This window comes from Sphingobacterium sp. ML3W (assembly GCF_029542085.1).
GTDB lineage: Bacteria > Bacteroidota > Bacteroidia > Sphingobacteriales > Sphingobacteriaceae > Sphingobacterium.
In genome coordinates this window covers 1184562-1200085 of sequence record NZ_CP107036.1, presented here as the reverse complement: position 1 = coordinate 1200085, position 15524 = coordinate 1184562, and the positions used below count along the sequence as shown (strand labels likewise).

Here is a 15524-nt window from a genome sequence, read left to right as displayed (position 1 = left end):
AAATTCTATACTAGGAATTTCGATGAAATCTTCACAAATGGAATATTTTGTATAATAACTAAAAAAAGAAAAGCCCGCTACTATGGGAGTAACGAGCTTTCATTAACCAATTATAAACTTAAATTATGAGACTGCAAATATGATGAATATTGCTTACATATGCAAATTTTTATGCGTTTTCATGCAACATTTTCAATACAATATCCTATTTTTTATCAAAACATCTTCATAATGTGCAGAATGCTGCAATTTATCGATCTACTTCCCCCAAAACAATGTCAATCGACCCAAGTATAGCAATGAGATCAGCAATCAACACCCCTTTTCCCAATTCGGAAATAACAGAAAGATTATTGAAACTTGGCCCCCTCGATTTTACCCGCAATGGAATATCGGATTTCTCTTTCGTCACAAAATAAAAACCGAGCTCGCCTTTCGGATTTTCCGCCCGCACATAGTAATCTTGCGCTTTCAAATTCACCTTTTTGGGCACGAGTGCACGTGGATCAAAATCAGCTGTACGCTTAAAATCTTTCTGAAGCCGCTCAAGGCACTGCTCAACGATACGAACAGATTCATGCACCTCATCTACCCTAACTTTATAGCGATCCCAGCAATCTCCGATACTCCCCATAGTTCCCTTCCCTACAGGAATCTCAAAATCTATTTCTGGATAGACGGAGTATCCATCAATTCGCCTCAAATCCCATTTTATACCAGATGCGCGCAACATAGGACCCGAAACACCATAATTGATTGCAACATCCGCTGGTAGGACACCTATATTCGCTGTCCTAGATATAAATATCTGATTCTGGGTTAATATCTCATCCAATTCAATCAATTTGGGTTTAAAGTAGTTGATGAATTCTGCGCAACGCGCTTCAAAACCAACAGGCAAATCATAGAAAAGACCACCGACCCAGATGTAATTATATAACATACGCGAACCGGATGCCCATTCCAACATATTCATAATATGTTCACGATCTCTAAAACACCATAGAAAAGGAGTTGTAGCACCAATATCGATGCCGTAGGTACCAATAGCAATTAGATGTGATGCAATTCGATTGAGTTCGCAGACCAATACCCGAATATATTCTATTCTTTTGGGGATTTTACTATCCAGCCCCAACATACGTTCCACCCCCATCACAAATGCATGGCTATTATTCATGGATGCCAAGTAATCTAGACGATCGGTAAACGGAATTGTCTTCCCATAGTTTAAAGATTCCGCATGTTTATCAAAACATCGGTGCAAGTACCCCAAATGCGGAACGACTTCCTTGACAATTTCCCCATCCGTAATCAATTGCAAACGCAATACACCATGTGTTGAAGGGTGCTGCGGCCCCATATTCAAGACCATCTCTTGCGTGGAAATTTCCGTGAGATGTCTTTCATAACGATCTAACGCTTCTTTATATTTTGGATTCGCCATACAGATCAATTAATGTTAATGCCATGATATTTTTCAGCCTCCTGATAATCCTTTCGTAGCGGATAACCCTCCCAATCATCCGGCAGGAGTATTCTTCTTAGGTCCGGATGTCCTGAAAAATAAATTCCCATCAGATCAAAAGCCTCCCTTTCATGCCAATCTGCTGTACGCCAAATGGAAGTAACGGACGGGATTTCTGGCAGCTCATCCAACGAGCGATTGCCCTCCAGTTCCACTTTCAATACGACTGTATGTTGATAAGGCAATGAACTCAGATGATAGACGATCGTAAAGTGATCTTCGTAATCTACAGCAGTTATATTGCTCAAAAAATCAAAATATAGACCCTCGGTATCCCTAAGAAAAGAACAAACAGGAACTAGATCTTCAACATGGATAAACAAAGCGGCTTGTAAGCCAGTCACCTCCTCTTTCAGGATTACTGAATCTCCTAATGTGGAAACTAGTTTTAATTTAATTTCGTCAAATGTCATATTATGGAGCTAGACGCGTGATTTTCCAAGAATCCGAAACCTTTTTATAGACGATCCGATCATGAAGACGGCTAGCACGTCCCTGCCAAAATTCAAAATAGATTGGTTTTAGAATATAACCACCCCAATGCGCTGGACGAGGTATGATCTCATCACCCGTATATTGTTTCTGAAGCTCTTCTACTCTACTCTCCAAAAAATTTCGGTTAGGAATCTCTCGGCTTTGGGGTGATGCCAAGGCACCTATGCGACTACCCTTAGGACGCGATTGAAAATATTCATCCGAATCTGATTCATTAACTAGCTCGATAATACCCTCAATACGGATTTGCCGTTGTAGCTCAGGCCAGAAAAATAAAAGCGCAGCATGCGGATTGTCTTTCATGTCTTCCCCTTTTCGGCTCTCATAATTTGTAAAGAATACCAACCCTCCTTCTGAAATATCTTTTAATAAAACAATCCTTGAGGAAGGCAAATGCTGTGACGAGACAGTGGACAACACCATCGCATTGGGCTCAATCACCTCACTATGAGTAGCCTCATCAAACCACTTTTTAAACTGATGGATGGGATCATGATCCACATCCGATTCAGATAGGTTACCCAATACGTAATCTTGTCTGATCGCTGCAATATCTTTATGTTGAATGGACATAGAAACCTATTTTTATATTCCTACAAACTTACTAAAATCATTGCTTTTTCTCTATAAACTTAGTAGAAATTGCCAAAAACGTTTTTTTGGCACAAATCTCGCATGAGTTAAACAAAAAAGGATTAATTTCGACATATACTTAATTTTGCGTCCTATGTTTAATGAATTAGACCCACAAAAAGGAAGCTTGCTGATTTCAGAGCCATTCATGTTAGACCCTCGATTCCTAAGGTCTGTTATCCTATTATGTGATCATAACCAAGAAGGTAGCTTAGGTTTTGTATTGAATAATAAAACGAATGTCCATATTGGTCAATTATTGGAATCAATAGCGCAATGTCATTTCCCGATCTATATAGGCGGACCTGTGGCACAGGAGAGCCTATTTTTTGTACATAGTCGGTTTGATCTTCTATTAAGTGGTGAAGAGGTTGCTCCAAACCTCTATTTTGGCGGCGACGACGAGAAACTTATTGACGCGATTCAACAGGATCAGCTTAAATCTGATGAAATTAAGTTTTTCATCGGCTATTCAGGTTGGTCAAGTGGACAGTTGGATAAGGAAATAAACGAAAACAGCTGGGCTGTTCAAAATAAATACCATCATCAGATTATTTTTGAGGGTAATGGTGAATTGCTTTGGAAGGATGCTATTATCGGACTAGGTCCAAAATATGTGCATGTCGCCAACTTCCCACAGAGCCCCGAATTAAATTAATATTATTCGCAGATCTAAATCTTCTACAGGATTATCGATCGACCGATTCAAACATTTGCTTGCTTCCATCCCGAGCCTCTATATTTTTTGTCTAAACTATCCTGACATAGGTTCAAATACGATTACTAGGGTACATTGAACGATTATGACAAAATGAATGAATTTCTGCCATCCTGTCCTACAATCGCTATTTGGAACACAGATTGTGCATTAATCACCAAAATCATAAAATTAAATAGCAACATACAAATTATGAATCCAGAAAAAGGTAGTATTTCAATCCACACGGAGAACATATTTCCCGTAATCAAAAAATTCTTATACTCAGATAATGAAATTTTCTTGCGCGAGCTGGTATCTAATGCAGTTGATGCTTCCCAAAAGATTAAACGTTTAGCATCTTTGGGGCAATACAATGGCGAAACAGGTGAGTTAATCGTAGATGTGAAGTTTGATGAGGCGGCCAAAACCATTACGATTTCAGACAATGGTATTGGTATGACTGCCGAAGAAATCAAAAAATATATTAATCAAATCGCGTTTTCGGGAGCAACGGAATTCATGGAGAAATTCAAGGAAGCTAACGATGCAAATGAGATTATTGGTCGCTTTGGATTAGGATTCTATTCTGCATTTATGGTGGCAGACACCGTAGAAATTCAATCATTATCCTACCAAGATGGGGTCGAACCAGCGCATTGGACATGTGACGGTAGTACTTCCTACGAAATTTCAACAGGGACTAGAACAACACGTGGTACAGACATCATTTTGCATATCAATGACGAGTCCACAGAGTTTTTGAGTCAAGCTCGTCTACAGGACATCTTGGACAAATATGCAAAGTTCCTTCCTATCCCAATTCGTTTTGGCACGAAGACAAGCTCTGAGCCAGATGGAGAAGATGAGGAAGGTAAACCAAAATATAAATCTGTAGAAGTTGACAATATCATCAACAATACAAATCCAGCCTGGACAAAGTCTCCTTCAGAGTTAAAAGACGAAGATTATTTAGCTTTCTATCGCGAACTATATCCTTATTCGATGGATGAGCCATTGTTTTGGATCCACCTTAACGTAGATTATCCATTTAACCTGACCGGTATTCTTTACTTCCCTAAAGTGAAAAACGAGCTGGAAATCCAACGCAACAAAATCAAGCTTTACTCTAGGCAGGTATTTATTACCGATGAAGTAAAGGATATTGTACCGGAATTCCTAATGTTACTTCATGGGGTAATTGATTCACCAGATATTCCATTGAATGTCTCACGCTCTTTCTTACAGGCAGATAGCAATGTTAAGAAGATCAATAGCTATATTACAAAAAAAGTTGCGGATAAATTAAATGAAATATTCAAAACTGACCGTAAAGGTTTTGAAGAAAAATGGACAGATATTGGCTTGTTTATCAAGTACGGCATGCTAAGCGATGAAAAGTTCGCGGAAAAAGCGAGTGATTTCTGCTTGGTAAAAAACACGAACAACGCGAGCTTTACAATCAAAGAATACTATGAAAAGGTAAAAGATATTCAAGTCGATAAAGATGGTAATATTGTTTACCTATATACACATGATGCTGCTCAGCAAGATGGTTTTATCCAAACAGCGTTAAACAAAGGCTACGATGTTTTGGTACTTGATGGCCCACTTGACACACATTTCACCTCCTATTTGGAACAAAAAGGAGGCGAAAAGGTACAGCTTAAACGTGTAGACGCAGATGTGATCGACAAGCTTATTCAAAAAGATGAGAAGATCGAACTCTCATTATCTGAGGAGGAATCTAAAAAAGCTTTGGAAGTTTTCGAAAAAGCGATTTCGCGTCAGGATATGAAAGTTGAGGTAGATGCCCTTCGTGAAGGCGACTTACCCGTATCCGTTACTATAGATGAGTTTATGCGTCGTATGAAAGATATGGCCAAAACTGGCGGTGGTGGTATGAACTTTTATGGTTCATTGCCGGATAATTACAAAGTAACGGTTAACGGCAATCACCCGTTGATCAAAAGAATTTTATCTTCTTCTGACGAAGAAAGTGCGAAATTGGCGAAACAAGCCTTTGATCTAGCACTCTTGTCAAGAGGCCTGTTATCCGGTGCAGATCTAACATCTTTTGTAAAAAGAAGTGTTGAGATGATCTAATAGGAACAACAACCGTATAGAAAAGCGATCGCCCTCGTCGGGTGATCGCTTTTTTTATGCTTTTTGATTCAATTACCGAACAAAAATAGGCCCCTTTTTAAATAAAAATCTCAAATCACGTCCTAAGGGCTATTACAATCGTTTTTTATTAAAATTTAATAAACTAACCTTCACCTAGTTGGCTTTAATACCGGTTTTTTTTCATTCAAATATTTGGAGGGAATAGGGTTTAATCGTACTTTTGTATCATCAAAATCACGGTAGGTATAGCTCAGTTGGTTAGAGCACTAGATTGTGGTTCTAGGGGTCGTCGGTTCGAGCCCGATTACTTACCCGAAAAGGGCAAATCAAAACAAATTGGTTTGCCCTTTTTCCATTTTGTACCGGCTATATTTTTACTCAACAACACGACAATTTACTTCCCCTATCTATAACTTGCAACATGAAACACTTTTCTACACGCCCACTGCTTTGACATCTTTCCTGATCCAACGATAATATCGTCCTCTAGGGCCATTCCCACGCAGTTCGAGCCAACCAAGAGCATGCAGCAATTTAATTGTAGAGTACAAAGTTGCCCAACTGATATGTTGTATTGTTCGTAACTCAACATAGAGGTCGTCAATATTGTCAATAATAACTTTGCGCCACAAATGCTTGATAATATGTAGGCGTTGAGGTGTTAATTTGTGTCCTTTACTTGTTAATGAGCTGATTAAAACTTCCATATCTCTTATACAATAAATAGTAAAGTCCGATGACCTGGTTTCGCTCCCATATCTTGCCATCCAACTCTATATTATATATTGCATAAGTTTTAAAATACCGAAGGTAAAAAACTATACTCACAGTGAATAAAACACAATCAACTAATAATCAGTTAAATAAAATTCACTAAACTATTGCACATAGCTCATTATTTCTTCAAGAATTATCTTGTCTTTGATCATATCAAGTGATACTACATTAAGTTACTCTTAAGAATGAAAGCAACTGGATATATTTACTCGAGTAAGAAATGTACTTCTTTATATCCCCTAAATTCGGCGTATTTCGCTGGCCTATTGTTATCACAGATTTGTAATGAACAATGATGGTATATAGGTATCGATAGGCAAGATCCAGATAAAGTGGACGGCAAATGTGATTTTCCCAAAGAAAAATCAATCCAAATATGTGAGGATCGATCTAAAATAAGACAAGATATACTTATATTTATATCCAGACCCTACTTCGGTCCAACGGTTCATAGAAGTAATTACAAAAAGAATATTCAACAGCAAATAACCTTGCTTCAACAAGATCATATAAAAATGAAAAAGACCAAGATCAATACCGGAATTTTAAGCTTTGGTATGTCGGGTCGCGTCTTCCACGCACCTTTCATCCATATCAACCCACATTTTAACCTAGTTGCCGTTGTCGAACGGTCTCAGAAAATAGCACATGAACTTTATCCCGAAATAAAAAGCTATGATACCGTAGATCAATTATTGGCGGACGATACAATAACACTGGTGATCGTAAACACGCCAAATCATACACACTTTGAGTTCGCGACAGAGGCGCTAAAAGCAGGAAAACATGTCCTGATCGAAAAACCAGCCGTGGAAAATATAACACAGTTCAACAAACTTTCCGAAGTCAGCAAAAAAAGTGGGAAGCGGATTTTCTTTTATCAAAACAGACGTTATGACAGCCATTTTCTCGATGTAAAGAAAGTTATTGAAAGCGGCAATCTTGGTAAATTGACCGAAGTATCTTTCCGCTTCGACCGCTATAAAATGGAATTAGGTCAAAAATATTTCAAGGAAAATAACCAATATATTTCGAGTGGTCTCACCTATGATCTGGGGCCTCATATTATAGATCAGGCTATTTCGCTTTTCGGAAAACCATCGAAATTTAGCAAAACAACTTCAATTAATCGGCCCGACTCGCAGGTAGCAGACTACTTCCATTATCATTTACGCTACTCCAATGAACTTAATGTATTTCTAACGGGGAGCCTTGCTGTGGCCGATCCCTTGCCCGCTTTTGTGGTACATGGTACCAAAGGAAGCTTCATAAAAGCGATGGCTGATGTGCAAGAACAGCAACTGATTGATGGCATGCTTCCCAATAACCCAACCTATGGTGTCGAACCGAATGGCAGTGAGGGTAAACTGGTAACTGTCGACAACACAAATCAAAAGCATATTTCTTATCCGCTTCCACATAAAGGAGATTATAATCTATTATTCAACGCCATCTATGAGAATCTTGTCAATGAGGTCGAATATCCAATTACAATGGACCATATCAGATGGCAAATTGAAATGTTATCTGCCGATAATAACCTCTAGCATATAACATTAATAAGATAACCGTAAATACGCTAGCACAAAAAGCAGAAGCTTTTAAAACAAAAAACCATCCCAATTAAATTGGGATGGTCCTCTCCTGTTTATATTGCCAATATCAATTTTTATGCATTAAAAACTAATCGTTTAGCAAAGTCTTTCACAAATGGATTTTGCATTGAAATCGATTTTAAAATAACTCAAATTTGAATCCCAGTTGATATTGTTCAATATCCGCAGTCCAATTGTCAATAATATCATTTGTTCTATTAAATTTTCGATATCGAAAATAAACCTTACCCAATTCTGCACCTAAACTGTATCCTGTTCTCGGCTTACTACGAAATGCGTTCTCTCCGTTGTTTAGTTTGTAACGGTCATCATTGAGCAAAAAATTAAAATCCAGTCCCCCCATAATCGCAATTGTACGGGTAAAATTTACCTTTAGATACAACGGCACACTCATATATTCCAATTTTCTGGTTCCGGCTCCTATCCCATATTCACTTTCTGCAGTCTGATCATTGTTACGAATCCGCATTAAGTTATAGACCGGTTCGGCTTGTAACGCTATGTTTTTGTTAAAATGATAGCTAAGATCCCCTCCGATCTGGAAACCGATTCTTTTACCGGAACGAAAAGCCGAACCATTTGAACCAGATAGATTCCCGCCGGCCCTAAGTCCCACTCCAAATTGCGCTAACGCTTTATGTGTACACAACATTCCAAAAATTACTGTTACGGCAAATACTATTTTCATTCTTTTGTTGACTAGCATACAATGTTATTTACGATATAAGCTTCTCACAACAATCCATCCAACATAACTGCATGTATATTTAACAAAGCACCCTCATCGTGAATAGGAGGAGAAAACTTACAGACAATCTATGTCCAGAGAAATAAATTGTTATTTAGAATAAAGCTAAAGGAAAAATAAATACAAATTGACAAAATTATACGAACATCGCTATTTGATATACGAACAGGCTAATTCTTGCCAAACATAGCCATTTAGTCTATATATGTACTCGGTTCGATGTGGATCATAACATGACCGAGGTCGGGTATATGTTCGATCAGATAGTCTTTGAGCTCATGAGACAGTGCATGACCTTCTTTCACCGTGATCTCACTATCCACAATAGCATGTAGGTCGACGTGAAATTTTGTACCCGACTTTCGAACATAGCATTTCTCCGTCGCTTTTATACCCGCTACCTCCAAAGCATATTTTCTGATTTCCTCGATCACCTCCTCGTAAACATTTTCATCCATGATTTCACCAAGAGCAGGTCTAAAAATATGGTAACAATTATACAAAATAAATCCCGCTGCAAATAACGCAGCATAATCATCCGCATTCTCATATCCCTTTCCTAACACTAAAGCGATAGATATACCAATAAAAGCCGCCACCGAAGTAATTGCATCACTTCGATGATGCCATGCGTCCGCTTTTAGCGAAGAACTATTGGTCTCTCGGCTCTTTTTCATCACAATTCTGTAAGAACTTTCTTTCCAGATAATGATTCCTCCGAGAACGAATAATGTCCAGGGCTTCGGCAGTTCATGGGGTGTCCCAATATTTTCTATACTTTCATATGCAATGATCGTAGCTGATACAATGAGAAAGCCTACAACGATAAACGTAATAAGTGGTTCTACCCTTCCGTGGCCATAGGGATGATTTTCATCAGCAGGCCGCTGGGCATATTTTAATCCAAGAAGAACTAGAAAGGAAGAAAAAATATCTGTGGTGGATTCAATCGCATCTGCTATAAGTGCATATGAATTTCCAAAAAAACCTGCAAACCATTTCAGCAAAGCCAACATTGTATTTCCGATAATACTGAAATAGGTAGTTTTTATCGCTGTTTGCTCTTTAGTTTGGGACATATCATTGTTGCTGTGATGTATTACGAAGGTAATATTTTATAGTCAACTGTAAAGAAAGTATATGATTCAATGTTGTGACATACTATCAAAAGTTTTCAATAATTTTAATACAAAATTATTGTGGCTTAAAATTTTTACCAGCAATGTCTGAGATTGTAAACGAATACACGAAGTTTGGACCTCTATTTTTGGTCGATGAAGAACACTATCCTGAATTTTGTAGTTATCTCAAATCGACAACCTATAAAAAGTCCGATTTCTTTTTGAAAGAAGGCGAAAAATGTCAATACTTAGGTTTTTTAAAAACCGGTTTTATGCGAACGTTTTATATAAATGATAACGGAGAAGATGTAACGTTCAATTTCCATTTTGACAATTACTTTTTTACCGATTACGAAAGTATCCTTTGTAATACGAAGTCGCGTATGAATATTAAAGCGGTATCTGATGCCAAGGTATTACTTCTACACAAAGATGACCTTCAAAAACTCTATCAAAAGGATGTTTACTGGCAAGAATTTGGGCGAAAGATGACCGAGGTCATTTACCTCGGGGCTAAAAAGAGAATCGAAGAGTTGTTATATTACTCACCAGAAATACGGTATAATAATCTACTCGCCGAGAATGCACAAATTTTTCAGCTCGTAGCCCAAAAACATATAGCCAGCTATCTCGGCGTTAAACCACCTTCGCTAAGTAGAATCCGTCGACGAATTTTAAAACGTTAACTTAAGTTAATATGTTTAATAGCAACTTAAACATATATTTGTTCTATAAACTTCAACGAATATGGGAAATCAAAATGTAACAATTATTTTAGTCCATGGAGCCTGGGGAGACGGGTCTCATTGGAGACACGTTATCACGAATCTTCATGCGGAAGGGTATACGGTACGAAGCGTACAAAATCCATTGACATCTGCCGAAGACGATATCCAAAAGACCAAAGATTTGATCGACCTACAAGCGGGTAAAGTTATTCTGGTTGGTCACTCTTATGGTGGAGCGGTAATATCCGCCGCTGGACATCATGAAAAAGTTGCAGGCTTAGTATATATCGCTGCCTTTGCTCCGGACAAGGGCGAAAGTTTGGGCGGTATTTTCGGCCGTAGAGAACCACCGTCTGGTGCGGCCAACCTTGTTCCTGATGAAAAAGGATTTCTATGGATAAAATACGATAAATTCCACGAAAGTTTCGCTCAAGATTTAGATGAAAAAGATGCGATCGCAATGTCCTTGGCACAGAAACCAACACATGGAAGTATTTTTTCGGCAGAGGCGGGAGAGCCAGCTTGGAAAACAAAACCCAGCTGGTATCAGGTATCAGACAATGATCATATGATACCGCCAGTGACTCAACAAGAAATGGCGGAACGAATTAATGCTCGTAAAATTATTCATTTGGAGGCCAGCCACGCTTCACTAGCTACCCATCCAAACGAAATTACAGCATTGATCAAAGAGGCGGTTGAAGCAGTATCTTAGCGCAAAAATCATAAAAAGAGCTAAATAGGTGTTAAACCTACTTAGCTCTTTTTAGTCCTTGCAACTTTCCTTATGTTCTAGTGATGCTAATTTGCCTTTGTCAGCTCTACTAAAGCCTTTGCAATCTCTGGAGCTGCATAATCTCTGCTCCCCTCCAAACGTTCTACAATTTGTCCATTTTTGTCCAAAATCACCGTTGTAGGAATGGATCCACCCAAAAATTCTGGTGGAATTTCTCCCGTTGCGGTATATAGTGGTAAATCATACTTGTTCTCCTCCATAAACGCCGCCGATTGCTCAATATCATTGTCGACATCAACCATTAGGAATACTATATTTTTGTTGTCTTTGAATCCCTGTCTTAAGGTATTAATGGACGGCATTTCATGTATACACGGTGGACACCAGGTAGCCCAGAAATTGATAAAGACAACCTTCCCTTTTAAATCACTTAGTTTAACAACATTACCGGCTTTATCTTTGAAGGAAACGTCGGTCATTTTTGGCTCTTCAACTTCTTTAACAGCTTGAGCTTGCTCTTTTTCTGCTTTGGGTTTGTTACCATCTGCCGAGTTTCCACAGGCAGTCAAAACACTTGCAGCAATAATAAAAAGTCCAAAACCTGTTATAATCCTATTAAATTTTATATTCATTATTATATATGTAAATTACTAAATTTTAATTATCTATACACTAACACAAAAAAACCGCCAACTGTTTATTTGTTCCTTATCTTAATGGTTCTCACCGTATAAAAACAGATGAATATCAAGACTATCTCCTAGTGAAGACAGAACTGATTGAAAAAGAATTCTAAATGCGTAATGTTCGATATTGGAGAAAAATGGGTAAAGTATGCACAATCTTCTGGCGACCGTTTCGACTAGCCGACAGTTGCAGATGCTCCTTTATGCTAAAAGGATAAGACGACCTAAGGATTTGCACATCATTTGGTAAAAGAAGAGTTTCCTGTACAAAGCTTAGTCGGACATTTCCATTATCTACCGACTCACTACAGCGCTCAAATCCGTTATCAAGGGGTATGGCCCGATCCGCTATTCTCCCCTGTTCCGTATTCATTGGTGTCCCTATGAGACTTTTGATTCCATTTTTTATTGGGCAGGATGTGAGCAATACAAGAATAAACATTACCAAAATAGTAATGTATTGTCCATAGCTTCTGAGAATATTAGATTTAATGCTGCCCATTAATGGCTAAAATAAGCTTATTTGCGCTAGCACACAAGTAGCTTAAGCTATTTTTATTTATTTTTAAAGGCTATTGCTTTTCTTCAACAGGCAGTCTATATAACTAGACCTCTTCATAAAAAGATTGGGCTAGCGATAAAAAAACACCCAATTCAGCCATACTTGTTGTTGCTCATATCAGTCGGTTAGTATAGGCAAGACAATAGTCACTTTCAAGTGTTGAGAGGACCCTATGGCCTTGTAACAACTTAAGTCAAAAAATAAAAGTCGTCCCGGATAAAGGACGACTTTTTCTTAATTCCCGCATTCAATTTATGCAGAATGTGACGTTGCAATGAACCCTCTCTTTTTGACAATTTCTATAACCTCTTCTTCAGAGATACCGTTCGATTTTACTGTAAGAATTTTATCACTGTTTGATGTATCGACGCTCCATTCACAGATCCCTGCTGCATTGTCTAAATCGGCACTTACTTTGGATACACAGCCACCACAGTTGAGGTTTGTTTTGAATTGAATATTTTTGCTTTCCATGTTATTTAATTTTAAAGTTATTATTTACTATTACTATCTATTTTTTCCATTTTAAACGCAAGCTGTTGCTCACGACACTAACACTGCTTAAGGCCATTGCTGCTCCAGCGAGCATGGGATTCAAAAGAAAACCATTGATTGGGAAGAGTATACCTGCAGCAACTGGAATACCGATCACATTATAAATAAAAGCCCAAAACAGATTTTGCTTGATGGTGGCCACCGTCTGTTTCGACAAGCGGATTGCCTGTGGTATTTTACTCAAATCCGAGGAAATGATTGTCATTTTTGCCACATCCATAGCAATATCACTTCCTTTACCCATCGCTATACTGACATCCGCAGTTGCCAATGCTGTACTGTCGTTAATACCGTCACCGACCATCGCCACTACCTTTCCGCGTTGTTGGAGCGCTCTTACGAAGTCAGCTTTATCTTGCGGCATCACTTCTGCTTTATAATGCTTAATGCCTGTCTGTTCTGCAATAGCTTTGGCAGTCGATTCATTATCGCCTGTAAGCATATAAAGCTCAATACCCATTGCCTGCATCTCTTGAATGGCCAATACCGAGGTTTCCTTAATCTTATCAGCAATAGCGATCACTGCTAACGCATGGGTACTGTTGGCAAACCAGATAACAGTTTTCGACTCCTCACTCCATTGTTCTGCCTGATCCTGCAATTGCTCTGAGATAGCGATGCCATTTTCAACCAATAGTTTCCTGTTACCAACATAGTAAGTCTCCAGACCATGATTGGCTTTCGCTCCTTTCCCAGTAATACTGTCAAATGCCGATATTGACGTTCCTATTACACCTTCAAGATGGTTAACTACCGCTTCCGCAAGGGGGTGTTCAGATTGCTTTTCTATACTTAATAGTATTGCATTTGTCGTATCATCGCTGTTCAACCATTGGATACCTGTTACCTGCGGTCTGCCCTCGGTAATTGTTCCAGTCTTATCCAAGACAATTGCATTGACACGTTTGGCAAGCTCTAAGCTCTCTGCGTCTTTGATCAGAATACCTTGCTCTGCCCCTTTGCCAACACCTACCATAATTGCTGTGGGCGTAGCTAAGCCAAGCGCACAGGGACAGGCTATAACTAATACTGTTACAGCAGCCAGCAGCCCTTGTACCACACCATTTTCACCGCCCAGAATAAACCACAATACGAAGGTAAATAAGGCAATACCAATCACCACTGGAACAAATATTCCGGCAATCTTATCGACCATCTTTTGCACTGGAGCCTTGCTACCCTGGGCGTCTTGAACCATTTTAATGATCTGCGCCAACATCGTCTCCTTACCTACTTTGACCGCTTTGAATTGAAAGCTACCTTTCTGGTTAATCGTACCAGCAAAAACCTTTTCGTTTTCTTTTTTGAACACCGGAACCGGTTCACCACTCAACATGCTTTCATCAACATAGGAATCGCCCACAGTGACCATACCATCCACAGCAATCTTTTCACCAGGTTTTACCAAGATAATATCACCTGCTTTTACGGCTTCTATTGCAACTTGTATTTCGGATCCGTCAGATTGTATGACCATGACTGTTTTGGGCTGTAATCCCATTAATTTTTTTATAGCCGAAGAAGTATTACCTTTCGCTTTTTCTTCCAATAATTTCCCAAGCAAGATAAAGGCAATAACCACCGCTGCAGCTTCGAAGTACACATGCGCATGCAGCCCCCGCTGATGCCAGAAATTGGCAAATAACATATTGAAAACACTAAAAATATAGGCGATCCCAGTGCTTAATGCAACCAGGGTATCCATATTTGCTGAACGATGCTTTGCTTGTTTCCATGCATTAATGAAAAAGTCTTTACCCAACCAGAGTACAACAGGTGTTGCAAAGAACCACATGATTGGATTTGCATATGGAATATCCATGAAAAACATACCGATCACCACCACGGGAAGTGATAGGATAATTGCCCATATCGTTTTGCTTTTGAGTGTCCGGAATTTTTCAGCATGGATAGATTCCAACGTTTCTTGTTGCGTAGATTCGTCTTCCACCAATAGATCATAACCGCCTGCTTGTACAGCTTTTTGAATTTTAGCGGCATCAGTGATATTCGGAAGATATTCAACAGTCAAGTTTCCTGTAGCAAAATTTACAGAAGCATTCACTACACCAGATTCATATTTTACCATACTTTCTGCACTCCCTGCACAGGAAGCACAAGTCATTCCTAACACGGGAAATGTTTTGACTACTGTCGACACGCCATAGCCAAGATCCTTAACAGCTTTCACAGCATTAGCTACAACCTCATTATTTTTGACAGTAATAGCCGCCCTACGATTGTTCAGTTCAACTTTGTGGCTCTCTATCCCCTTTACCAAGGCCAACTCTTTTTCAACAATTAATGCGCAATGTTCACTTTCTACATCCTCCAAAGGAATATAAATTGTTTCGTTATAATTATTTGTAGCCATATCTGTATGTATTAATCTTACATTACAAATTTGGCCACAAACCTGGAGTAAATCATTACAGAATTACGGAATTGATTTGTAATATTATGGCTTCTTTTCTATCCTACAATTCCTAAATATAAGATTAAACTTTTAATCTGA

The 15524-nt window shown here is 38.7% G+C and carries 15 protein-coding genes and 1 tRNA gene; 6 read left to right on the top strand and 10 right to left on the bottom strand.

Annotated features, from left to right (window positions below; translation table 11 throughout):
• Positions 1 to 250: 250 nt before the first annotated feature.
• From OGI71_RS05110 to pdxH, 3 genes are all read right to left on the bottom strand, one after another.
• On the bottom strand, positions 251 to 1375 hold the full coding sequence (locus tag OGI71_RS05110) for an NADH-quinone oxidoreductase subunit D (RefSeq protein WP_282256127.1): 1125 nt from the start codon (positions 1373 to 1375) through the stop codon (positions 251 to 253).
• A 77-nt stretch (positions 1376 to 1452) separates the two neighbouring features.
• Complete coding sequence (locus OGI71_RS05105) at positions 1453 to 1941, bottom strand: NADH-quinone oxidoreductase subunit C (RefSeq protein ID WP_282254276.1); 489 nt, start codon at positions 1939 to 1941, stop codon at positions 1453 to 1455.
• A gap of 1 nt (position 1942) precedes the next feature.
• Positions 1943 to 2596 (bottom strand): pyridoxamine 5'-phosphate oxidase, encoded by a 654-nt coding sequence (gene pdxH / locus OGI71_RS05100; protein ID WP_282254275.1) that lies wholly within the window; start codon positions 2594 to 2596, stop codon positions 1943 to 1945.
• Positions 2597 to 2750: 154 nt separating this feature from the next.
• Here pdxH and OGI71_RS05095 point away from each other — a divergent pair, with 154 nt between their 5' ends.
• From OGI71_RS05095 to OGI71_RS05085, 3 genes are all read left to right on the top strand, one after another.
• A complete protein-coding gene (locus OGI71_RS05095; RefSeq protein WP_282254274.1) occupies positions 2751 to 3314 on the top strand; it encodes a YqgE/AlgH family protein in 564 nt (187 codons plus the stop codon).
• A 252-nt stretch (positions 3315 to 3566) separates the two neighbouring features.
• Entirely contained in the window at positions 3567 to 5459 is a 1893-nt protein-coding gene (gene htpG, locus OGI71_RS05090; RefSeq protein WP_282254273.1) for a molecular chaperone HtpG, read from the top strand.
• 260 nt (positions 5460 to 5719) lie between these two features.
• Positions 5720 to 5793, top strand: a tRNA-His gene (locus OGI71_RS05085).
• A 121-nt stretch (positions 5794 to 5914) separates the two neighbouring features.
• On the opposite strand, the gene OGI71_RS05080 is transcribed toward OGI71_RS05085, so the two are convergent.
• Positions 5915 to 6247, bottom strand: a complete 333-nt coding sequence (locus tag OGI71_RS05080) for a transcriptional repressor (RefSeq protein ID WP_282254272.1) — start codon at positions 6245 to 6247, stop codon at positions 5915 to 5917.
• Between the two features lie 525 nt (positions 6248 to 6772).
• Here OGI71_RS05080 and OGI71_RS05075 point away from each other — a divergent pair.
• Positions 6773 to 7804 carry a Gfo/Idh/MocA family oxidoreductase gene (locus OGI71_RS05075; protein ID WP_282254271.1) on the top strand — a complete coding sequence of 344 codons (1032 nt, stop codon included), beginning with the start codon at positions 6773 to 6775 and terminating at the stop codon, positions 7802 to 7804.
• Positions 7805 to 7991: 187 nt separating this feature from the next.
• On the opposite strand, the gene OGI71_RS05070 is transcribed toward OGI71_RS05075, so the two are convergent.
• The gene (locus tag OGI71_RS05070) at positions 7992 to 8561 is read right to left on the bottom strand and encodes an outer membrane beta-barrel protein (RefSeq protein ID WP_282254270.1); all 570 of its coding nucleotides are present in this window, start codon (positions 8559 to 8561) and stop codon (positions 7992 to 7994) included.
• Positions 8562 to 8815: 254 nt separating this feature from the next.
• Positions 8816 to 9700: a cation diffusion facilitator family transporter gene (locus tag OGI71_RS05065; RefSeq protein ID WP_282254269.1), complete on the bottom strand. Its 885-nt coding sequence runs from the start codon at positions 9698 to 9700 to the stop codon at positions 8816 to 8818.
• A 143-nt stretch (positions 9701 to 9843) separates the two neighbouring features.
• On the opposite strand from OGI71_RS05065, the gene OGI71_RS05060 reads away from it, so the two are divergent.
• Together OGI71_RS05060 and OGI71_RS05055 are read left to right on the top strand one after the other, a co-directional pair.
• Entirely contained in the window at positions 9844 to 10428 is a 585-nt protein-coding gene (locus tag OGI71_RS05060) for a Crp/Fnr family transcriptional regulator (protein ID WP_282254268.1), read from the top strand.
• A gap of 61 nt (positions 10429 to 10489) precedes the next feature.
• Complete coding sequence (locus OGI71_RS05055) at positions 10490 to 11185, top strand: alpha/beta hydrolase (protein ID WP_282254267.1); 696 nt, start codon at positions 10490 to 10492, stop codon at positions 11183 to 11185.
• A gap of 86 nt (positions 11186 to 11271) precedes the next feature.
• On the opposite strand, the gene OGI71_RS05050 is transcribed toward OGI71_RS05055, so the two are convergent.
• From OGI71_RS05050 to OGI71_RS05035, 4 genes are all read right to left on the bottom strand, one after another.
• The gene (locus OGI71_RS05050) at positions 11272 to 11838 is read right to left on the bottom strand and encodes a TlpA disulfide reductase family protein (RefSeq protein ID WP_282254266.1); all 567 of its coding nucleotides are present in this window, start codon (positions 11836 to 11838) and stop codon (positions 11272 to 11274) included.
• Between the two features lie 160 nt (positions 11839 to 11998).
• A complete protein-coding gene (locus OGI71_RS05045) occupies positions 11999 to 12265 on the bottom strand; it encodes a hypothetical protein (RefSeq protein ID WP_282254265.1) in 267 nt (88 codons plus the stop codon).
• Positions 12266 to 12706: 441 nt separating this feature from the next.
• Complete coding sequence (locus OGI71_RS05040) at positions 12707 to 12928, bottom strand: heavy-metal-associated domain-containing protein (RefSeq protein ID WP_282254263.1); 222 nt, start codon at positions 12926 to 12928, stop codon at positions 12707 to 12709.
• 37 nt (positions 12929 to 12965) lie between these two features.
• The gene (locus tag OGI71_RS05035; protein ID WP_282254262.1) at positions 12966 to 15383 is read right to left on the bottom strand and encodes a heavy metal translocating P-type ATPase; all 2418 of its coding nucleotides are present in this window, start codon (positions 15381 to 15383) and stop codon (positions 12966 to 12968) included.
• Positions 15384 to 15524 lie beyond the last annotated feature (141 nt).